Annotated in this window: 19 protein-coding genes; 7 read left to right on the top strand and 12 right to left on the bottom strand. The window is 71.5% G+C overall.

All coding sequences use genetic code 11. The features are described 5' to 3' along the window. On the bottom strand, positions 1–954 hold the full coding sequence (locus tag ABT123_RS32645; protein WP_351321344.1) for an RpnC/YadD family protein: 954 nt from the start codon (positions 952–954) through the stop codon (positions 1–3). A gap of 108 nt (positions 955–1,062) precedes the next feature. Between ABT123_RS32645 and ABT123_RS32640 the strand changes: the two genes are divergently transcribed. The 3 genes from ABT123_RS32640 to ABT123_RS32630 all read left to right on the top strand — a co-directional run bounded on the left by ABT123_RS32640 (position 1,063) and on the right by ABT123_RS32630 (position 2,720). Beyond that, a complete protein-coding gene (locus tag ABT123_RS32640; RefSeq protein ID WP_502971121.1) occupies positions 1,063–1,566 on the top strand; it encodes a peptidylprolyl isomerase in 504 nt (167 codons plus the stop codon). A gap of 71 nt (positions 1,567–1,637) precedes the next feature. Beyond that, positions 1,638–2,030, top strand: a complete 393-nt coding sequence (locus ABT123_RS32635; protein WP_351321340.1) for a hypothetical protein — start codon at positions 1,638–1,640, stop codon at positions 2,028–2,030. Between the two features lie 111 nt (positions 2,031–2,141). Then, on the top strand, positions 2,142–2,720 hold the full coding sequence (locus tag ABT123_RS32630; protein ID WP_351321338.1) for a hypothetical protein: 579 nt from the start codon (positions 2,142–2,144) through the stop codon (positions 2,718–2,720). On the opposite strand, the gene ABT123_RS32625 is transcribed toward ABT123_RS32630, so the two are convergent. Genes ABT123_RS32625 through ABT123_RS32615 form a run of 3 tightly spaced genes read right to left on the bottom strand, consistent with a single transcriptional unit; the run spans position 2,721 to position 5,118 of the window. Further along, positions 2,721–3,506 carry an enoyl-CoA hydratase/isomerase family protein gene (locus tag ABT123_RS32625; RefSeq protein WP_351321336.1) on the bottom strand — a complete coding sequence of 262 codons (786 nt, stop codon included), beginning with the start codon at positions 3,504–3,506 and terminating at the stop codon, positions 2,721–2,723. It lies immediately after the preceding gene. After that, positions 3,503–3,928 (bottom strand): Zn-ribbon domain-containing OB-fold protein, encoded by a 426-nt coding sequence (locus tag ABT123_RS32620; RefSeq protein WP_351321370.1) that lies wholly within the window; start codon positions 3,926–3,928, stop codon positions 3,503–3,505. Before ABT123_RS32620 ends, ABT123_RS32625 begins: the two co-directional genes overlap by 4 nt. A gap of 38 nt (positions 3,929–3,966) precedes the next feature. Continuing rightward, positions 3,967–5,118 carry a lipid-transfer protein gene (locus tag ABT123_RS32615; RefSeq protein ID WP_351321334.1) on the bottom strand — a complete coding sequence of 384 codons (1,152 nt, stop codon included), beginning with the start codon at positions 5,116–5,118 and terminating at the stop codon, positions 3,967–3,969. Positions 5,119–5,216: 98 nt separating this feature from the next. On the opposite strand from ABT123_RS32615, the gene ABT123_RS32610 reads away from it, so the two are divergent. Both ABT123_RS32610 and ABT123_RS32605 read left to right on the top strand, forming a co-directional pair. Then, a complete protein-coding gene (locus ABT123_RS32610) occupies positions 5,217–6,833 on the top strand; it encodes a FadD3 family acyl-CoA ligase (protein ID WP_351321332.1) in 1,617 nt (538 codons plus the stop codon). 91 nt (positions 6,834–6,924) lie between these two features. Continuing rightward, positions 6,925–8,307, top strand: coding sequence for a sialidase family protein (locus ABT123_RS32605; protein WP_351321330.1), 1,383 nt, complete (start codon positions 6,925–6,927; stop codon positions 8,305–8,307). A gap of 47 nt (positions 8,308–8,354) precedes the next feature. Here the strand turns inward: ABT123_RS32605 and ABT123_RS32600 are convergent, their stop codons facing one another. Beyond that, positions 8,355–9,602 (bottom strand): esterase/lipase family protein, encoded by a 1,248-nt coding sequence (locus tag ABT123_RS32600; protein ID WP_351321328.1) that lies wholly within the window; start codon positions 9,600–9,602, stop codon positions 8,355–8,357. A gap of 116 nt (positions 9,603–9,718) precedes the next feature. Continuing rightward, positions 9,719–10,456: a class I SAM-dependent methyltransferase gene (locus ABT123_RS32595; protein WP_351321326.1), complete on the bottom strand. Its 738-nt coding sequence runs from the start codon at positions 10,454–10,456 to the stop codon at positions 9,719–9,721. 115 nt (positions 10,457–10,571) lie between these two features. Here ABT123_RS32595 and ABT123_RS32590 point away from each other — a divergent pair, with 115 nt between their 5' ends. Then, positions 10,572–11,252 carry a CDP-diacylglycerol diphosphatase gene (locus ABT123_RS32590; RefSeq protein WP_351321324.1) on the top strand — a complete coding sequence of 227 codons (681 nt, stop codon included), beginning with the start codon at positions 10,572–10,574 and terminating at the stop codon, positions 11,250–11,252. Positions 11,253–11,460: 208 nt separating this feature from the next. On the opposite strand, the gene ABT123_RS32585 is transcribed toward ABT123_RS32590, so the two are convergent. Next, complete coding sequence (locus tag ABT123_RS32585) at positions 11,461–11,658, bottom strand: hypothetical protein (protein WP_351321322.1); 198 nt, start codon at positions 11,656–11,658, stop codon at positions 11,461–11,463. 182 nt (positions 11,659–11,840) lie between these two features. Then, positions 11,841–14,819: an SARP-family global regulator AfsR gene (gene afsR, locus ABT123_RS32580; RefSeq protein ID WP_502971120.1), complete on the bottom strand. Its 2,979-nt coding sequence runs from the start codon at positions 14,817–14,819 to the stop codon at positions 11,841–11,843. Positions 14,820–14,993: 174 nt separating this feature from the next. Here afsR and ABT123_RS32575 point away from each other — a divergent pair, with 174 nt between their 5' ends. Then, a complete protein-coding gene (locus tag ABT123_RS32575; RefSeq protein ID WP_351321319.1) occupies positions 14,994–16,220 on the top strand; it encodes an amidohydrolase family protein in 1,227 nt (408 codons plus the stop codon). 68 nt (positions 16,221–16,288) lie between these two features. Here the strand turns inward: ABT123_RS32575 and ABT123_RS32570 are convergent, their stop codons facing one another. The 4 genes from ABT123_RS32570 to ABT123_RS32555 form a co-directional block, all read right to left on the bottom strand. Next, positions 16,289–17,653, bottom strand: coding sequence for an outer membrane protein assembly factor BamB family protein (locus ABT123_RS32570; protein WP_351321317.1), 1,365 nt, complete (start codon positions 17,651–17,653; stop codon positions 16,289–16,291). A gap of 65 nt (positions 17,654–17,718) precedes the next feature. Continuing rightward, positions 17,719–19,989: a protein kinase domain-containing protein gene (locus ABT123_RS32565; RefSeq protein ID WP_351321315.1), complete on the bottom strand. Its 2,271-nt coding sequence runs from the start codon at positions 19,987–19,989 to the stop codon at positions 17,719–17,721. A 42-nt stretch (positions 19,990–20,031) separates the two neighbouring features. Beyond that, positions 20,032–20,340 carry a DUF397 domain-containing protein gene (locus ABT123_RS32560; RefSeq protein WP_351321313.1) on the bottom strand — a complete coding sequence of 103 codons (309 nt, stop codon included), beginning with the start codon at positions 20,338–20,340 and terminating at the stop codon, positions 20,032–20,034. Continuing rightward, a partial coding sequence (locus ABT123_RS32555; RefSeq protein WP_351321311.1) for a DUF5753 domain-containing protein occupies positions 20,337–20,779 on the bottom strand: 443 nt, incomplete at its 5' end. The genes ABT123_RS32560 and ABT123_RS32555, both read right to left, overlap by 4 nt.

The raw sequence follows: 20,779 nt of genomic DNA, 5'->3' as shown, positions 1-20,779 counted from the left end.
TCAGCTGTCTTCGCGGAACAGGTCCTCGGCGTCGGTCACGCTGAGCGCCCGCTCCAGCCACCGGCCGAGGGTCTCCGGATCGGTGCAGGAGGTGACCCGCTCCCGGGTCTCGGCGAGCGTGGGAATCCGCCGGTTCTCCAAGGTCAGCAACACCAACTGCGCCCGCTCCGCGACCCGCCCTTCGGCCAGGCCCTCGGCACGCCCTATGGCCTTTCCCTCGGCCTTCCCCTCGGCCATTCCTTCGGCCTTGCCCTTGAGATACGTCTCCTCGACGAGCGTCCCGCGGCCGGGGAAGTAGGTCCCTACGTTCATCAGGTTCCTCCAGGTGTCTCTCGCCGGAGTGTGTCCGAGGCCGATTTCCAGCAGTTCCGAGTAGTACGTGACCGAGTCGGCTTCCAGCGTCCCGAGGGCACGTGCCAGCGCTTTCAGTATGGCCGGAGCGTTCCGGTCGCGGCCATGCGTCATGGCCGAGAAGGCCGCCAGCGGCAGGTCCCGGGCGGCCTCCTCCGGGTCGGTGATGACCGGTACATTGCCCGGCCCCAGGACCAGGGGATGCAGCTCCAGCGCCGTCCACCCGTCCAGGCCGAGGCAGAAGGGCCCCGCCGCCCACCCCGCCGTGGCCCGGTCCTGGCAGATGACGAGCAGGAGGGCCGGGCGTTCGTACTTTGCCGTGAGGTAGGACAGGTAGTAAGCCCAGCTCGCCGCTTTGTCGGGATCGCGCCGCCCCTGCGCCTCGATGGCGAGCAGGAAGCCGCCCTCGCCGTCGGACGGCTCGATCCGCAGGACGCTGTCGACCCGCCGCTCCAGCGGGCGGATCTCCGTCACGTCGGCGGTGAGCACCTCCACCACCGCCTTGGCAGGCAGTGGCACGCCCAGGATCCGGAACACCGGGGCCAGGAGCTCCGGACGGTCCTGGAAGATCCGGTGGGCGGCTTCGTGATGCGAAGTGACCATGCCCGGGACGCTAGAGCAGCTGCGGCAGGTGCTTTTGGCATATGCGTGAGGGCCACCCGAACGAGGGATCGGCCCCGCCGGGGCGTGCATCGCACCGGGAGTGACAGGATGGGACCCATGAGCAACGAAAACGTCTACTTCGACATCACCATCAACGGCGAGGCCGCCGGCCGAATCGTCTTCAAGCTCTTCGATGACGTCGTCCCGAAGACCGCCCAGAACTTCCGCGAGCTGGCCACCGGCCAGAACGGCTTCGGCTACGCCGGTTCCGGCTTCCACCGTGTGATCCCGCAGTTCATGCTGCAGGGCGGTGACTTCACCAACCACAACGGCACCGGTGGCAAGAGCATCTACGGCGAGAAGTTCGCCGACGAGAACTTCCAGCTGAAGCACGACCGCCCGTTCCTGCTGTCGATGGCGAACGCCGGCAAGAACACCAACGGCTCGCAGTTCTTCATCACCACCATCGTGACCGACTGGCTGGACGGCAAGCACGTCGTCTTCGGCGAGGTCGTCGAGGGCCAGGACCTGGTCAAGAAGATCGAGGGCCTCGGCACCCCCTCCGGCCGTACCTCGGCCGAGATCAAGATCGACGCCTCCGGCACCGTCTGAGCCCGAGCTTGAGCCTGCGGCGGCCCCCACCCTGTTCCGGGTGGGGGCCGCCGCCGTCTAGGGTCCTGGCGGTGGTGACTTACACGTACGTGAGGTTCCAGGGGACCGTCCGCAGCCCGCGCGGGCACTTTCCGGGGGTCTTCGCCCTGGCCAACGGCCTCGCCCGGGATGGCCGGCTCAGCGAAGGCCAGTACCGGTTCTGGCGGGCGGCCAACGACTGGTACGACGCCCACTACCCCAACCCCTCCGACACCGACCCGGCCGTCTACGACCCGGAGCGGAACCCGGGCGCGGTGGCCTGGTTCAAGACCACGGCCGTGCACCTGATCGAGCGGGTGCCGGGCTATCTGGAGCTCCTGGCCGCGCACGGGGTGCCCTGCGAGCGCGTCGAGTCCTGTGATCCGGGGCGGATCGTCTACGAGGACGACGTCCAGGTGGTCGCGGTCCCGTACCCGCACCCGTGACGGCCGTCGCACCAGGCACGGAAGGGGTCAGGACGGCGGCCGCCGTGATCCACACGCTACTCCCGGCCTGCGGCCCCCGCACGTCCGCCGCTGCTGGTAGCGTCTCCGGACATGTTCGGGCAGCGGATCAAGCTCACGGCCCTGCTGGTCGCCGTGGTCCTCGCACTCACGGTCGGCGGGTGCGCCGGCTCCAAGAGCAAGAGAAAGAGCAAGAGCAAGAGTCGCACCGGGACCAGCGCCGGTCGCAACGGCGGCAGCCCGACGGCGACCCCCACCCCCACCTCCACTGCCGGCACCGCGGAGGGCGCCACAGCCGTGGTGACCGTCTGCGCGACCGCCGCCCGCCCCGTTACCACCGTCCGTATCACCTCCGGGCTGGAGCACCGGCGGACCTTCGAGGTGTCGGTGCGCCTGGAGGGCGCCGGCGCCGGCGCCGCCCTCGTCGAGGAGGGCCGCGGCCGGGTCACGCTGGGCGGGCGGGAGAGCCGTACCTTCGACATCGACATGGCCGCCCCGGCCCGGGCCGGTGAGGTCGGGACCTGCCGGGTCGGTGAGGTCCGCACCGTCACCGATCCGACCGCCCGGCCGACGTCCCGGCCGAAGCCCGGCCTGCCGTCCACCACCAACACCAAGGACCCGTCCAAGTCCACGTCCACGTCCAGGAACGGGAAGACCCGCCGCACGCGCTGATCAGCGCAGTCGGAACTCCCGCCCCGGCCGCCGCGCGGCGAACAGCTCCGCCTGCCGCTCCGGCGCCAGGTTCCCCAGCGTGACCAGGTGCGGGGCCTGCGCCAAGGCCTGCTGGAGTGCGGCCTGCTTCGCCGACCAGAGTGACCGCACCGTGCCCTGTACCGCCTCGGTCGGGAAGCCGGCCAGGGTCTCGGCCGTGCGCAGGGTGGCCGGCAGCAGCTCGGCCGGCTCGGCGAGCTCCGACACCAGCCCGATCTCGTACGCGCGCCGCGCCGACAGCCGTTCCGCCGTCCCCATCAGGGACATCCGGGCCGCCTCCCCGAACGGCATCCGCTGCGCCATGTAGACCGCCTCGTAGGCGCTGACCATGCCGTAGCTGGTGTGCGGGTCGAAGAACGTCGCGGTGGCGGAGGCGACGATGAACTCCGACTCGCCGAGCAGGTAGAAGGCGCCGCCGCAGGCCATCCCGTTGACCGCCGCCACCACCGGTTTCCACAGGTCGTTGGCCTTCGGGCCGATGGAGACCAGTGGATCGTCGACCGAGTACGGGGAGGCCGGCTGCGGCACCTCCACGCCCCGGTCGACGCCGGTGCAGAACGCGGCCGTCCCGGCCCCGGTGAGCACCACCGCCCGGACCGTGTCGTCGTAGCGGAACTCCCGCCACACCGCGGCCAGGTCGGCCGCCGTGGCCAGGTCGACTGCGTTGTGCCGGGCCTCCCGGTCCAGGGTGAGGACGGCGACCCCGGTCGCCTTGTCCCGGTCCACCGTGAGGCTCGTGGGGCTCATGACTTCTCCAGCAACCAGCGCGGCACACTCATCCCGCCCACCTCCGCGAAGGTGACCTGCACCTTCGCCCCGATCCGCAGCCTCGCCGGGTCCACCGAGTCCAGCGGGGCGTCCGCCGAGGCGACCAGGTTGCCCGCCAGCCGGATCTGCGGGGCTTCGGCGAGTTCCACCAGGATCACGTTGTACGGGGCCAGGGCCGCGTACGCGGGCAGCAGCGGCGGGTGCGGCTGTACGTACGACCAGATCCGGCCGCGCCCGCTCATCTGCCGCCAGGCGGAGTCGAAGGACTGGCAGTGCGGGCAGCAGGGGCGGGGCGGGAAGCGGAGCCGGCCGCAGGCGGTGCAGGCCTGGACGCGGAGTTCGCCGCGGGCGGTGTACTCCCAGAAGGGGAGGCCGTCCTCGTCCGGGACGGGCAGCAGCAGACCCTCATCGGTCACCGTTGCGTTCACGTCGTTGCTCCTCAGGCTCGGAGAAGGATCGCGGAGGTCGGGACGCCCTCGCCGGCCGTGACCAGGCAGGTCGCCGCGTCCGGGACCTGCGCGGTGGAGGTCCCGCGCAGCTGCTTGACCCCCTCGTTGATCAGGTTGAAGCCGTGGACGTACGCCTCGGAGAGGCCGCCGCCGCCGGTGTTGAGGGGGAGCCGGCCGCCGATCTCCAGGGCGCCGCCCTCGGTGAAGGCGGCGCCCTCGCCGCGCCCGCAGAAGCCGTAGCCCTCCAGGGAGAGCGGGATCAGCGGGGTGAAGGCGTCGTAGATCTGGGCCACGTCCACGTCCTGCGGCCCGAAGTCGGCCTGCTTCCACAGGTGGCGGGCGGCGGTCCAGGCGGGCCCGGACAGTGGGTCCTCGTTCCAGTAGTTGACCATGCCGTGGTGCTGGGCGGGCAGGCCCTGGGCGGCGGAGTGGATGTAGACGGGCTTCTGCCGGCAGTCCCGGGCCCGCTCGGCGCTCACGATCACGCACGCCAGCGCGCCGTCGGTCTCGAGGCAGTTGTCGAAGAGGCAGAGCGGTTCGCTGATCCAGCGGGAGGTCATGTACATCTCGCGGGTCAGCGGCCGTTCGTACATCATCGCGGCCGGGTTCTGGTTGGCCCGGTTGCGGCAGGCCAGGGCCACGTTGAAGAGATGGTCGCGGGTGGCGCCGTACTCGTGCATGTAGCGGCGGGCCAGCATGCCGATCTCGTCGGCCGGGCGGAGCAGCCCGAAGGGCCGGGTCCACTGGCCGGGGGTGGGCAGTTGTACGGCGGTGTTCTTCCACGGGCGCGGCCCGCTGCCGCGTTTGCGGGAGCGCCAGGCGACGCCGACCGTGGCCTGGCCGGTGGCCACGGCGGCGGCCAGGTGGCCGACGGTCGCGCAGGAACCGCCCCCGCCGTAGCCGATCTTGGAGAAGAAGGTGACGTCGCCGGCGCCGATGGCCTTGGCGACCTCGACCTCGTCGGTCTCTTCCATGGTGTAGGAGGAGAAGGCGTCCACCTCCGACGGGGCGATGCCGGCGTCCTCCAGCGCGGCGAGAATCGCCCGGCAGGCCAATTCCTTTTCGCTCTGCGGCAGTTGTTTGGCAAAGGGGGTCTGGCCGATCCCGACGATCGCCGTCGCGTCCTTGAGCGTTGCCGCCATCGCCACCTCCGGGGTGCGTGCGCCAGTGCTGACAGCCGCGAAGGCTACAGCTAATCTGACGGATAGTCAGCTACTGGGTCACCGGGGAGGGGCACGCGATGGGCGAAGACGGACGCGGCGATCTGCGCTGGGGCAGCATTCCGGGACTGGTCCGCGCGGCGGCAGCAGCGTACGCGCGACACGAGGCCGTCGTCGACGGCCGCGTCAGGATCGACTACGCCGGCCTCGGCGAGCGCGTCGAACGCGCCGCGGCGGCCTGCATAGCCGCCGGGATCGAGCGCGGGGACCGGGTGGCCGTCTGGGCCCCCAACACCCTCGACTGGATCGTCTCCGCCCTCGGCGCGGTGAGCGCCGGAGCCGTCCTGGTCCCGCTCAACACCCGCTTCAAGGGCACGGAGGCCGCCCACGTCCTGCACCGCAGCCGCGCCCGGCTCCTCTTCGTCACCGGCACCTTCCTCGGCACCTCCTACGTCGCCTCCCTGCGCCGGGCCGCCGCCGAAGGGCCGGGCGGCACCGGCCCGCTGCCCGGTCTGCCGCACCTGCAGGAGGTGGTGGTCCTCGCCGAGGACGCCCCGGAGTCCTTCCGCACCTGGAAGCAGTTCCTGGCCGGCGGCGACGCCGTACCGGCCGCGGCCGTGCACGAGCGGGCCGCCACCATCCGCCCCGAGGACCCCTCCGACATCATCTACACCTCCGGCACCACCGGCAGCCCCAAGGGCGCGGTCATCACCCACGCCCAGACCCTCCGCTGCTACCAGGTGTGGAGCGAGCTCGCCGGCCTGCGCGAGGGCGACCGCTACCTGATCGTGAACCCCTTCTTCCACACCTTCGGCTACAAGGCCGGCATCATCGCCTGCCTGATGCGCGGGGCCACCATGGTTCCGCAGCCGGTGTTCAACGTGGACACCGTCCTCGCCAACATCGCCGCCGAGCGGATCTCCGTACTCCCCGGACCGCCCACCCTCCACCAGTCCCTCCTCGACCACCCGTCCCGCGACCACCACGACCTCTCCGCGCTGCGGCTGGTGGTCACCGGGGCTGCCGTGGTGCCGCTGCAACTGGTGGAGCGGCTGCGCGCCGAACTGAAGATCGCGACCGTGCTGACGGCGTACGGCCTGTCGGAGGCCAGCGGGATCGTCACCATGTGCCGCCGCGGCGACCCCGCCGAAACCGTCTCGGCCACCTCCGGCCGGGCCATCCCGGACACCGAGGTACGGGTCACCGGCCCGGCGGGGGAGACCCTCGCCCCCGGCGAGGCCGGCGAGGTCCAGGTCCGCGGCCACCACGTCATGCGCGGCTACCACGAGGACCCGGAGGAGACGGCCCGGGCCATCACCCCCGAGGGCTGGCTGCGCACCGGCGACATCGGCGTCCTGGACGCGGCCGGCAACCTCCGGATCACCGACCGGATCAAGGACATGTTCATCGTCGGGGGGTTCAACGCCTACCCGGCCGAGATCGAACAGCTCCTCGGCCTGCACCCGGACATCGCGGACGTCGCGGTGGTGGGCATCCCCGACCCCCGCCTCGGCGAGGTCGGCAAGGCTTACGCCGTCCGCCGCCCCGGCTCCACCCTCACCTCGGACGACCTGATCGCCTGGTCCCGGCGCGAAATGGCCAACTACAAAGTCCCGCGCGCCGTGGAATTCGTATCCGAACTCCCGCGCAACGCAAGCGGCAAAGTCCTGAAAACAGCGCTCCGCGCCCGGCGTTAGCCCCTGTCCGGACCTGGCAGCGCCCCGGGGTCCGACCGGCCCCGGGGCCCGCCCGGACCGGCGTGATCGCGCCGCAGGCTAGCCTGCACGCGTGAGCTCGCAACAGTCAGCCGTTCGATTCCGCTGGGAGACCCCGGTCTGGGTGGCCGTCGTCGCCCTGGCGGTGATCGCCGTCGTGACCGTCCTGCTGCTGCCCGGCGGCGGGGGCGGAAAGGCGGACCCCCGCCCCAAGGGGCCGGGGCCGGAATCGGTCGTGTCCACGCCCTTCAAGGCGTTCACCGACGGATACGACTGCTACCGCATCCCCACCCTGGTCGCCACGAAGCAGGGCGCGCTGCTGGCCCTCGCCGAGGCACGCCTGGACGGCTGCGGCGATGTCGGCGACATCGACCTGGTCCTCAAGCGGTCCTTCGACAACGGGCGGACCTGGGAGCCGATGCAGGTGCTGCGCGGCGGCGGCCGGGGCAACCGCGACGGCTATGGCAACCCGGTGCCGGTGGTCGATGCCGACTCGGGCCTGATCAGCGTGATGTACGCCTTCAACACCTGGACCACGGAGCCCAACCCGAAGTACAAGAAGGACGCCAAGGACGCCAAGGACGCCAAGGACTCCAAGGAGCCCAAGGAGATCAGGGTGCGCGGCCCGCGCGCGCTGCACCTGATGCACAGCCGGGACGAGGGCCGGACCTGGACCGACGGCCACAACCCGCAGCCGCAGCTGATCAAGGAGGACTGGGAGTGGCTCTCGGTCGGCCCCGGCCACGGCATCCAGCTGGCCCGGCGGGACATGCTCCCCGGCCGACTGGTGATCGCCGGCGAGCACCGCGACTCCCAGGGCTGGGCCGGCGCCCAGCTCTACTACAGCGACGACGCCGGGATGAGCTGGAAGCTCGGCGCCCAGTGGGAGGCGGAGGAGGACGCCGCGGCCCCGACCGAGCCGACGCTGGCCCAGCTCCCCGACGGCAGCCTGTACGTCAACGCACGCTCGACCCGGACCTGCGACGTGGACAAGCAGCGGCTGGCCGCGCGCATCGTGGACGTCGCGGCGCCCTTCTTCCCGGATCCGGGATTCCGGCCCGTGACGGACATCGTGGCCCCGCCGGTGTCCGGCTCGCTGCTCCAGCTCCCCAAGGGCCGGCTGCTGTTCTCGGCGCCCTCGCGTCCGGGCAGCAAGTTCACGGACCGCTGGCGGCTGGCCGTACGGACCTCGGCGGACGGCGGGAAGACCTGGTCGACCAGCGGCACGGTGATCAAGGCGGAACGGTCCGGCTATTCGGACCTCACCCTGCTGCCCTCCGGTGAGGTCGGCATGCTCTACGAGACCGCCACCGGCAGCCCGCACGGCTATGTGAACTTCACCGCCTTCACCCCCGACGCCCTGGACGCGCGCTCCGAGGACCTGACCCGGCCGGGCGAGGCCGGCTCGGACGCGAGCACGCAAAACACCGCCCGCACCCAGGAGCCTTGCGGCTAGGGTGCGGGCGGTGTGTCAGCGACAGGCGTTCGGCGTGCAGCCGATGCTTACGCTTCCTCGAGCCGGGCCAGGATCCACTTGCCGAGCTCCGGGGTCATGACGGTGTGGCCCTCGTTGGTGGTCGCGCAGAGGAAGTCGTGGAGCTCGCTGCTCTCGCGGTCGACCTTGGTGTAGAGGGCGGTGTGGTCGTCGATCTCGCCCGACGCCACGGCGCTGATGGTGGGGACGAAGGTGGTGGCGTTGTGGGCGAGTTCCGCCGGCCGCTCGTTGACCATCGCGGCCAGGAAGGCAGCCATGCCGAAGTTGGCGGCGTCGTCCAGGAGAGGCGCCTTGGGGAAGAGGCCGCCGGGAGCGCCGTCGAGTTCGGGGAAGCCGTTGGTCTTGATCAAGACCGGGGCCTGGCGCGCCTCCGCCATCTGGGCGACGGTCTGCTGCCCCCGGCCCTGGGTGTACAGCTTGGCGTTCGCCCTCGGTCCGGGGGCGGCCATCGCGATGTCCTCGGCGGGGATGTGGTTCCCGACGCCGGTGCCCGTTCCGTTGGCGACACCCAGCAGGCGGGGGCGCTGGGGCCAGTTGCCCACCCGCCGGAGTGCTTCCAGGAAGGCGGTCCGTTCGTGATCCTGGCCGGCGGCGACGTCGAGGGTGATCTCGGTGCCGGTTTCGACGTGCCAGCGCAGCATCTGGCGTGCGGCCGGGCTGTTGACCAGGTCGGAGTAGAGGCTGAGGAACGGGTTGGTCTTGCCCCAGCGTTCCTTCACGAAGTGGGCGAATGCCTGGACTCCGATGGGCAGCCACGCACCGTGATGCGGGGTGTCGTAGGAGAGGTAGGTGGCGGTCTGGTGGTCCTCGCTCTGGCTTTCCAGCTTGGCCAAGGCGTAGCGGGTGACCATTCCTCCCATGCTGAAGCCGCCCACCGTCAGCATGTGGTCGCCTTCGCGCTCCGCGATCGCCCTGCGGATGCACTCGATTGCGACGTCGGCGTTGGCGAGGATGGACGCGGACCGGTCGGCGTAGCCCAGGAGGATAACGTCGAAGCCGCTCTGGCGCAGCGAGGAGATGAACGGGTAGTCCCCCTTCTCCAGGCCCTCGTACAGCGCGTGGCCGTCGCTCGGCCCCATGGCGAAGCCGTCGGAGAGGATCACCGGCCGCCTGATGACCATCTGCTCGGGTGAGCTGTGGTAGACCCAGGCGGTCCCGTTGTGGAGCTCCCACTGGGTGTCCCAGGGGTCCGTCTTCCTGGCTGCGGGCTTTGCCCCCGGACGGGGGCCCCAGATGCTGACAACAGGCTTGGACATGCTTCGACGACTCCTTGGTGTCGCGGTCGGACGCACCGAACACGGTTATCGTCCCAGCGCGAGCGTCCGAGCCACGTCACATTCCGGCAATATCACTCTTTCGTGGATGAAACGTCTCAGGTCCGGCGAGCCAGCACCAGGCGCCAGTTCGGGGTGCCGTCCGGGCGGCGCCCGAACTGCGCGAGTGGCAGGGTCTCCACCGTGAACCCGGCCTCCCGGAGGTCCTCCCGGACCCCGCCGAACGGGAAGGTCCGGTAGTACATGACGAACGTCGGCCGCCAGACCGCGTTCCGCACCCGCATCACCGCATCGAAGCCGGCCGACGCCCAGTAGAGCGGCGATGCCATCGGGAGCGGTGCCCCGATCGGGAAGGCGAAGACCCCGCCCGGCCGCAGCGCGCCGTGCACCCCGCGGAACAGGGCGGGGCGCTCGGCCGGGAGGAAGTGGCCGAAGGCCCCGAAGCTGACCGCCAGGTCGTACGAAGCCGCCAGCGCGGGCGGCAGCGCCCGCGCGTCCGCCCGTACGAAGTCCATCGCCGGGCCATCAGCAGGACCGCCGTGGACGCGCTCGGCCTCCGCCAGCATTCCGGCACTGAAGTCCACCCCGGTGACCCGCTCCCGGCACAGCCGCCGCAGCATCCCCAGCGCGGCGCCGGTGCCGCAGCACACGTCCAGCCCGGCCCCGAAGGACCCTTCGGCCTGGGCCAGGGTCTCCTCGACGGCGTCGAGCATTCGGTCGGGGGTACGGAAGGGGGTGTGGTCGAACTTCGGGGCGAGCAGGTCGTAGCCCTGCTCGATGGACGACATGGCCTGCACGGCCAGTTCACGCACGCTGGGACCCATGGGAGCGAACATGACATCAGCCTAGCCAGGGCGAACCGGACGCCTCCTCCCCCGGGGCAGCGGATGCGCCGCCCGGTGAGCGGTGGCAGGGTGTTTCACGGTTCCCATCCCCCCACGGAGGTGCGGTATGGCTGGAGATGAAGACGACAAGAAGTCCATTCAGGGTCCTCCTGATCTCTGCGGGAGGCAGGAGGACCCGGAAACCCTCTGGGTCATGGCCCGGGACTGCAGGAGGCTCGACAAGGACTGGATCGTGTCCGCGGGAGTGCGCGGAGAGCTCCTGATCCCGACACTGCGCATCCAGGGGATCGAGTGCCCGGACATCTGTCTCGGCACCGCGTACAACTACTGGGATGCAGCCTGGCGCAGGGTCGAGTCGTACGGCGGACACCTGGGCGCCAACGGACTGGGGGTCAACTCGGCCCACCAGCGGAGCCACAAGCAGCTGCACATCCACATGACGGAGATCGTGGATCTGGCAAGGAAGGACCTCGATACCTTCCAGGGCAAGATCGGCAACCCCGACACGTGGGCCAAGTCCGCGTACAAGGTCACCGGGCGGAACTCGTCCGGCCTGGCCGAACCGCATGTCTACCGGATCTGCCATGTCGGCAACCTGAGTTCCTACAATTTCTTCGGGCTGCTCAACGACAAGGTGGTCAAGGTCCTCGGCGAGAAGATGGCGGACCAGACGCTGATGGTGATCCCGGTGAGTGACAAGTCTGCCGACGGGTACTACGTCGTGAACAGCAGTACGACCCTCAGCGGGGGAATCGGCTCGTGCGAGGGTCTCCTGCGCTGCCACTAGGCCGCCCGGCCGGACGCACGCAGACGGCGGCTGCGGTGGCTCCCCCTCCGGGCCACCGCAGCCGCCGTTCCCCCGTTCCCCCCGTTGGTCCACGTCCCCCGTGATCCCCCCGTGGGCCTTCCCCCGTGGTGGTGCTTCCCCCGTGGTGCTTCCCCCGTACCCGGTGCCCCCGTGCCCGGTGCTCCCCCCGTGCGCACCGGGGCGTGTGTTACGGCCGCGGGCCGGTCGCGTGGTTGTCCAGGGTCTGGATCTCCTCGCCCTTGACCGGGGTACCGGGAGCGGTACCAGTGCCGGTGCCGGCACCGTCGGCGTGGCTGTCGAGGGGCTTGATCTCGACGCCCGTCGCGTGGTTGTCGAGCGGGATGATGTCGCCGTTCTCCGGCGTCGCGTTCTCAGTCGTCGTCATCGTTACTCCTGAAGGATGTGGCCGTCCCGTTCGGCGATTCCCCCGCGGACCGCCGAACGGGTTTTCCGTTCGACCCGGTGGCCCCCCGGCGCTGCGGGTCGATGGATCCATCATGTCCAACGGCGATAAACGAACGATGAACGCCCCCTGGGCGCACCGGCCGGCACCGGCCGGCACTCCGCTCAGGCGGCCACCTCGGACGCCAGCAGGGCCCGGACCTCCGCGAGTTCGGCCGATCCCAGCTGCTCGAAGACGACCTTCGCGTCCATCCAGCAGGCCCGCGCCCGGTCGATCTGCCCCATCCGGCACAGCGCCCGGCCCAGCACCATTACCACACAGGCCCGCCGCCACTCGCCGCCCATCACCCGCAGCGCGATGGCCTGTTCGGCGTGCGAGGCGGCCAGCGTGGCCCGGCCGGCGGCCAGATGGGTCTCGGCGAGCCGGTAGTGGGTGATGCCCTCCCAGAGCGGCTGCCGGTTGTCGTGGAACAGCGACAGCGCCTCGGTCAGCTGGTCCAGGGCCTCCCGGAGCCGGCCGCCTTGGAGCAGCACGGTGCCCAGCGCATAGCGCCCGTTGGCCAGCCGCAGGGTCAGGCCCATCCGGTCGTAGATGGCGATGCCCTGTTCGGCCAGCTCGATGGCGCTGGGCAGCCGGCCCAGCGCCGCCTGGATCCGGGACAGGTTGCACAGCGCACTCGCCTCGCCGACGTTGTTGCCGTCGGCCCGGAAGTTGCGGATGGCCTCCAGCAGGTAGCGCTCGCCGTCGGCGTGCCGCCCTTCGGAGAGGGCGATGATGCCCCGGTCGTTGGGCGCCCAGCAGCTGGGCAGCGGGTCCCCGGCCGCCCGGGCGAGCAGGGTGGCCTGCCGGGCCTCCTCGTCGGCCTCGGCGAACCGGCCGACGACCAGGTGCACACTGGTCAGGGTGGTGCGGGCCCGGCCCTCGGCGTGCGGGTCGCCGGAGGCCTGCGCCGCCTCGCGCAGCGAGACCGCGGCGGACTCGTACTGCTTGGAGTTGGCCCCGGACTCCATGAGGTCCTTGGCGGCCCACAGCAGGTCCACGGCCCGCCGCAGCTGGTCGGCCGCCGCCGCCCCGTCGGTCCGGGCGACCGCCTGCCGTACGCAGGCCAGCAGCGGGTTCGCCTCCGTGTACAGCCAGTCCAGGGCCGGGTGCCGGTCGGTGAACTCCAGGCCCGGGTAGCTGGTCTTCGCCAGGTGGGCGACCAGCCGGTCGCCGGGCCGCTCGAGCGCGTACACCCCGGCCGCGGTGGCCAGGTAGAAGTCCAGCAGCCGGGAGAGCGCGGCGTCCCGCTCGGCGGCGGGCTGCTCGTCGCGTTCGGCGCAGGCACGCGCGTAGAGCCGTACGAGGTCGTGGAAGCGGTAGCGGCCGGGCGCGGCGGATTCCAGGAGGGAGCAGTCGACCAGGGCCTCCAGGAGGTCCTCGGCGGTGTGCTCGGGCAGGTCGAGGACGGCGGCGGCAGCGGCGAGCGAGATGTCCGGGCCGTCGGCCAGCCCCAGCAGCCGGAAGGCCCGCTGCTGGGCGCGTTCCAGCTGGCCGTAGCCGAGCTCGAAGGTGGCCTTCACGGCGAGGTCGCCGGCCTGGAGCTCGTCCAGTCGGCGCCGCTCGTCGGCGAGCTTGGCGGCGAGTACGGACACCGTCCAGGTGCGCCGGGCGGCCAGCCGGGAGGCGGCGATCCGGATGGCCAGCGGCAGGAACCCGCAGGCGCCGACCACGTCCAGGGCGGCCTGCCGCTCCGCCCGGACCCGCTCCTCGCCCACGATCCGGGTGAACAGCTGGAGGGCCTCGTCGGGGGACATCACGTCGAGGTCGACGAGGTGCGCCCCGGCGAGGCCGGCCATCCGGACCCGGCTGGTGACCAGAGCCGCGCAACCTGCTGTGCCGGGCAGCAGCGGGCGGACCTGGGCGGCGTCCCGGGCGTTGTCGAGGAGCACCAGCACCCGGCGGCCGTCGAGGGTGGAGCGGTAGAGCGCGGCCCGCTCGGCGGCGGAGTCGGGGATGGCGGTGTCCGGGGTGCCGAGGGCGCGCAGGAACGCCCCGAGGACGGCGACCGGTTCGGCCGGGCGGGCTTCGGTGCCCTGGAGGTCGACGTAGAGCTGGCCGTCCGGGAAGTGCGGGCGGGCGGCGTGGGCCACGTGCACGGCCAGGGTGGTCTTTCCGACACCGCCGATGCCGGCCAGTGCGGAGACGGCCATGACCTGGCCCTCGGCGTGCGCCAGCACCTCGGACAGTTCGTCGACGAAGGCGGCCCGGCCGGTGAAGTCGGGCACGGTGGCCGGGAGCTGGGCGGGCCGTACGGGGGCGGGGGCGGCGGCCGGGGCGGCTTCGGCGGTCTGGGCGAGTTCGGTGTCGGCGCGCAGGATCCGCTGTTGCAGGGCGGCGAGTTCGGGGCGCGGGTCGACGCCGAGTTCGTCGGCGAGCAGCCGGCGGGTGTCGGCGTAAACGGCGAGGGCCTCGGCCTGCCGGCCGCTGCGGTAGAGGGCGAGCATCAGCAGCTCGCGGAGCCGTTCGCGGAGCGGGTGGGCGGCGGTGAGCGCGGTCAGCTCGGAGACGGCCTCGGCGTGGCTGCCCACTTCGAGGTCCAGGTCGAGCCGGGTCTCCAGGAGCTGGAGCCGCCATTCGGCGAGCCGGGTGCGCTCGGTCTCGGCGTGCGGGCCGGGCACCCCGGCCAGTGGCTCGCCCTCCCACAGGTCCAGGGCGCGGCCCAGCAGGGTGCGGGCCATGGAGCGGTCGCCGGAGCCGCGGGCGGCCTCGGCGTCGGCGGCCAGGCTGCGGGCCACCCCGAGGTCGAGGCCGGCCGGGTCGCCGAGCCGGATGGCGTACCCGCCGGACTCGCTGACCAGGGTCCCGGGGTCGAGGATCTTGCGGAGCCGGGAGGCGTACGTCCGGATGGTGGCCAGCGCCTGCGGCGGCGGGTCCTCGCCCCAGATGGCGTCGATCAGCTCGGGGGCGGTGGCGGTACGGCCGTCGCGCAGCAGCAGGGCGGCCAGCAGGGCGCGTTGCTGGGGACTTCCGGAGGCGAGAGGCTCGGTTCCGCGCCAGGCGCGGATGGGCCCGAGTACGGAGAAGCGGGATCCGGCCGGTGGGGCGGGGTGGGCCCCCTCGGGGTCGGTGCGCTGGTGCGGAATGGCAGGTATGCCTTCCACGTGTGTCTCCCCCTCCCTGTGCCGGGCATTGCTGTGCGTCGCCGTGCAGTTGTCCAGTGCAACGGTCAGTCTGCCCTGTTTGGGCCGGGCGCGTCAGCCCGCCCGGTCTCAGCTGTGTACCGAGCACGTCCCAACTAGCTGACGGTTCGTCAGATCAACGGTACCGTGAAGGACATGGAGACCTTCCCGAAGATCATCTCGGTGGACGACCACACGGTGGAGCCGCCCCACGTCTGGCGGGACCGGCTCCCGTCGAAGTACCGCGACATCGGCCCGCGCATCGTGCGCGCACCCCTCAAGGAAATGACCTTCCTGGGCGGCAGGTTCGCCCCGGTCATGGGCGCGAAGGGCGATGACGGCCCGATCGGCGACTGGTGGGTCTACGAGGACCTGCACCGGCCGCTGACCCGGCTGGACACCGCCGTCGGCTACGACCGGGACGAGATCCGGCTCGAGGTCATCACCTACGAGCAGATGCGTCCGGGCTCCTTCTCCGTCCCGGACCGGCTCGCCGACATGGACGTCAACCACGTCCAGTCGGCGCTGTGCTTCCCGACCTTCCCGCGGTTCTGCGGCCAGACCTTCACCGAGGCCAAGGACCGGGAGCTGGGGCTGCTGGGCGTCCGCGCGTACAACGACTGGATGGTGGAGGAGTGGTGCGGGCCGGCGGCGCAGGGCCGCCTGATCCCGCTCACCCTGATCCCGCTGTGGGACGCGCAGCTGGCCGCGGCGGAGGTCCGCCGCAATGCGGCCCGCGGGGTCCGGGCGGTCGCCTTCTCGGAGATCCCGCCGCACCTGGGCCTGCCCTCGATCCACACCGACGAGTGGGACCCCTTCCTGGCGGCCTGCGACGAGACCGGCACGGTCATCGCCATGCACATCGGCTCCTCCAGCCGGATGCCGTCCACCTCGGCGGACGCCCCGCCGGCGGTGGGCTCTACGATCACCTTCGCCAACTGCTGCTTCTCGATGGTGGACTGGCTGATGAGCGGCAAGTTCGAGCGCTTCCCCAACCTGAAGATCATGTACGCGGAGGGCCAGATCGGCTGGATCCCGTACATCCTGGAGCGCGCGGACGTGGTCTGGGAGGAGAACCGCGGCTGGGGCGGCGTCGCGGACAAGGTCCACCGCCCGCCGTCGGAGCTGTTCGCGGAGCACGTGTACGGCTGCTTCTTCGACGACGCGTTCGGCCTGAAGAACCTGGACGCCATCGGGGTGGGCAACGTCCTGTACGAGACGGACTACCCGCACTCGGACTCGACCTGGCCGAAGTCCCGCGAGGTGGGCGAAGCCCAGATGGGCCACCTGCCGCCGGAAGAGGTGTCCCGCATAGTCCGCGGCAACGCCATTTCCTTGCTGGGGCTGACGGTAGACGGCCTCTGGCCGGGGCCGGGGGCTTAGCGCCCCCCGGCGGTCCCGGCTGACCAGCACCCGGGACCGCCGGGCCCCCGTACCGGGGGCATGGCCTGTTAGACGGGCTGGGTGGCGAAGATGAAGACGCCCCCGCTCGTGCGGATCACGGCGTACCCGTTCGCCGTGAACTGCGGCATCTCCTCGATTTCGGAGGCCAGCAGCTTCTTGTCGCGGATGTCCAGCGCGGCTCCGCTGCCGTTCGCGTGCGCGTAGAGGACGCCATTGCCCGGGAGGGCGCTCGGCATGATGTTCACCTCGTCCGCCGCCTGGCGCCACAGCTCCTTGCCGGTCTCGGTGTTCCAGGCGACCGCGCCCTTGCCGTACTGCACCACGGCGGTCTTGCCGTCCGGGGAGATGGCGAGGCCGTCGTCATCGATGGTGCCGTTGGTGTCGATGCCAGGCCCCTCGGCGAGCTGACGGCCGCTCTTGACGTCGATCAGCGTCATGATCGCTTCGGAATCCCCGTACGAGGACCATTCGAGGAGGGCCTTGTCACCCCGGAACGGCATCAGCCGCGCGCTGGTTGCCTTATTCGGCGTGACCAGCTTGGCGATGGCGGCCGGCGGGGTGAGGTCCTTGGTGTTCCACGCCTTGTTGCCGGTGCGGACGTCCTTGGCGGTCACCCACCAGGCCCAGGGCTGGTAGGAGATGTCCTTCTGCGAGTAGTAGCCGAGACCGGGGCCGACCGCGCCCTTGAGATCGATGTGCGAGGCCGCGGTGGTCAGGGTCTCCCCGTCACCGATCGGGATGAACTTGGCGCCGCCGGAGCTGCCGGCGTCCACGAGGTAGCCGTGACGGACCGGGGTGGACATGTGTTCGTCCCCGTCGAAGGAGGAGCTCCCCAGCTTCTCGCCGGACGGCGCGTACATGGTCAGCAGGGTCTGGGTGGAGGCCTTCTTCAGGCCGCTCGCCGGGGTATCGACCTGGTTGCGGATCAGCAGGGCCGGCGAACCGTCCCGCCACTCACCCACCTGGACGAGGGGCGTGGCCGAGGAGGACGAGGTCCCGCCGTCCTTCTCGGGGACCTGGAACTCGAACTTCTTGCGCAGCTGGCCGCTCTTGGCATCGAGGAGCCGGGCGGTGAAGGTGCGCGCGCCCACCTGCCCGTTGCCGTAGCCGGTGAGGATGATGGCGTCCCCGACCGTGCAGATGCTGCCGTCCCCCGTCGCCTTCTCGGACGCCTTGCCCACGCAAGCCCCCGCGTCGTCGCCCGCCAGGCTCCAGGCCGGCTGCGCGGCCAGCCCGGGCACCGGCTTGCCCTGGTAGACCGGGCCCTTCGGCGCCGCGGGCGCGGACTCCGCGGCCTTCCCCTTCTCTCCGCCGCCGGCCTTGGGATCGGCGTCCCCGCCTCCGGAGCACCCGGTCACGAGACCCGCGGACAGCACCAGACCGAGCGCTACCGTCCTACGTATGCGATTCAACTTCCTTGCCCCCGTCTTTCTTTCCTCTTGAGTGATCAAGACCAACGGGTCACCTTACTTCGGCCCTACATTGGCTGGGGGTCCAGGGAAGCCCAGCCGGTTTCCGACGGGGCGAAGACGACGCCCCCCGCCACCAAGAACCCGGCCGGCCCCTCCGGCCGCACCGGAACGGTGAACTTCAGCACCGCCTCCTGCGCCTCCAGGTCGATCACTCGCCCCTCCGCCCCGCACCGGACGTACGCCAGCCCGTCCGTCACCACCACCGCGTTCGCGTTGTCCGGCCGGTCCGGCTCCGCACACACCTCGGGCAGCGCCACCCGCCACTCGCTGCCGCCCGAGTCCTGGTTCAGCTCGGTGAACGCCGGCTCCCCGCTCAGCGAGGCGGCCATGAAGTAGACCTTCCCGTCGGCCGCCGACAGCGGCGACAGCGCGTTCCCGCCGTACGGGATGTCCCAGGCCGCGCCCTTCTCCGGGTCCCCGAGCAGCACCCCCGACCCGTTCTCCCGATGGCACAGGAACACCCGCTTCGCCGCGACCGGCGCCACCGTCAGCCCGCGCGTCTCGCACGGGCCCGCCAGGGGCGAGTGGCCGACGCTGCGGCCCGTCGCGCCGTCCAGCGTCGTCACGAAGGCGTGGAACTGCATCTCCGCGTTCTGGCCCCGCCCCTGGACGTACACCTTCCCCTCCACGGCCCGCAGCATCGGATAGCCGTCGTCCGATTTGGGTGCGGCCACCGACCACAGCCGTACGCCCCGGCCCGTGTCCACCGCCACCACGGTGCCGCCCGCGGTCACGCCGTACGCCCGCCCGCCGTCCACCACCAGCCGCCGCAGCACGGTGGCGTTCGGCACCGACCACCGGCTCTTGCCCGTACCCAGGTCGAAGGCCTGGAACCCCTTGCCGCCGGAGCCCAGCACGATCACGGCATCCCCGACCACCGCCGGGCTCTCGCTGTCCAGCACATCGGCCTTCACCGACCACTGCACCTGCCCGGTCGCCGCGTCGAGCCGGACCACCGAGCCGATGCCGCTGCCGGACGCGCTGACCGGCATGGTCGCCTTGGTCGACGTACACACCAGCGCGGCGGCCGAGTCCGCGTACACGCAGTCCCCCAGCCCCTTCGCCCCGACCCAGGCGTCCCAGCCCTTGGGGCGGCGGTCGGTGGGGTCGGCGTACGCGGCGGTCCCGGCCGCGCTGCCGCCGGCCATGGCGGCGTACGCGGGCAGCCGGCTCTTGGGCTCCGCTTCGGAGGAGTCGTCGGAAGGGGACACCTGCTCCTGCCCGTCCCCGCCGTGGGACCCGGACGAGGTCTCCTGGGAGAAGCCGAGGTAGATCCCGGCCCCGGCGATCAGCGCGACGGCAGTGGCCGCGGCAACCGCCGTACGCCGCCGCAGCCGCGGCAGCCGCGGGAACCGCGACCGCACCGTACGGCCACCGGACCCGGCCGGCCCGGTCGGCGGCCCGCTCGGCTCGGTGGCCTCGGCCGCCACGTCCCGTATCGATACCGGGACCTCGATCTCCCACTCGGCGGCCTTCGCGTCCCGGAACGCTGCCAGCAGCTCATCCGGATGCGGCCGGTCCGCGGGATCCTTGGCCAGGCACCACTCGACGGTCGTGCGCAGCGCCCCGGCCGGCAGCCCGCCCAGCTCCGGCGGATCCGAGACCACCCGATACGCCGTCATGTAGTGCGAGTCCGCATCGAACGGCCCGCGCCCGGTCATCGCGAACACCAGCACCGAGCCGAGCGAGAACACGTCCGACGCCGGCGCAACCCGCTGCGGAGCCGACAACTGCTCCGGGGACATGAACGGCGGCGTCCCGAGGATCTGCCCGGTCGCTGTCAACGTCTGCTGCCCGCCGACCCGCGAGATCCCGAAGTCGATGACCCGCGGCCCGTCGTCCGTCAGCAGCACGTTGTCCGGCTTCAGATCGCGGTGGATCACCCCGGTGGTGTGCAGCTCGCGCAACGCCTCCACCAGCCCGACGGCCAGCATCCGCAGCTCGGCACCGGTCAGCGGCCCGTCCGCCTTCACCCGGGAGCCCAGCGTCCGGCCGGGCACCAGCTGGGTGGCCATCCAGGGGCGGGGCGCGTCCGGGTCGGCGTCCACGACGGGGGCGGTGAAGGCCCCGCTGACCCGCCGGGCCGCCGCGACCTCCTGCCGGAACCGGGTACGGAACTCCGGATCGTCGGCGAACTGCTGGTGCACCAGCTTCACGGCGACGAGCCGCCCGGAGGCGGCCCGCGCCGAGTACACCGTGCCCATGCCGCCCGAGCCGAGCCGGTCGATCAGGACATACCCGCCGATCGTCCGCGGATCGCCGTCCCGCAGTGTCATGTCCCGCCCTGCCCGCCCCGTGTCCGACTGTCGGGCGGCAGCCTATGCCCGGGCGACCGCCGTCACGAAGGCCGCCCAGGCGGCGGGGGCCATACCGAGCTCGGGGCCGGCGGTGACCTTGGAGTCGCGGACGTGCACGGTGTCGGAGCAGGCGGCGACCTCTACGCAGCTGTCGCCCTGGCTGCCGCTGTGGGAGGACTTGTGCCAGGGGAATCCGACCTCGACGCAGTCGTCGCCCTCACTGCCGCTGTAGGAGGACTTGTGCCACGACAAGGCGACCTCGACGCAGTCGTCGCCCTCGCCACTGCTGTAGCTGCTCTTGAACCACCGCAGTCCGGAGTCGGTGCTCATAGCGTTCCTCGCAATCGCATCAGCAGGCTGGCGCTGTCCGCCGGATTGAGGGCCTGGATGCGAAGTTTGGCATACCGCTGCTGGAGCGCGCTGATGTCCTGAGGGCGGGTCAGTACCCTTCCGTTGCGTTGCCCTTCGGCGTAGCCGAACCACTCGTGCTCGTCGGTTTCGAGGAGGCGAAAGGGGCCGCCGAGGCCGGCGTGATCGGGGCAGACGGTCGGCACGATCTGGATGTCGACGTTCGGCAGCGCCGCGCACTCCAGTAGGTGGTCGATCAGCTCGCGCGTGACCTCGGGCCCACCGGTCTGCCGCTCGATGACCTGCTGGTCCATGACGAAGCTGAACACGATGTACGGGATACGGCGGAGGAGCTCCTGCCGGGCCAGCCGGGCTGCCGTCCACGCCTCGGTCTGCTCCGGTGTGGGCGGAGGCAGCACGG

The sequence above is a fragment of the Streptomyces sp. NPDC002054 genome, assembly GCF_040296685.1.
GTDB lineage: Bacteria > Actinomycetota > Actinomycetes > Streptomycetales > Streptomycetaceae > Streptomyces.
Note: the sequence above shows the minus strand (reverse complement) of the source record. Positions and strands in the feature narration are given on the sequence as shown.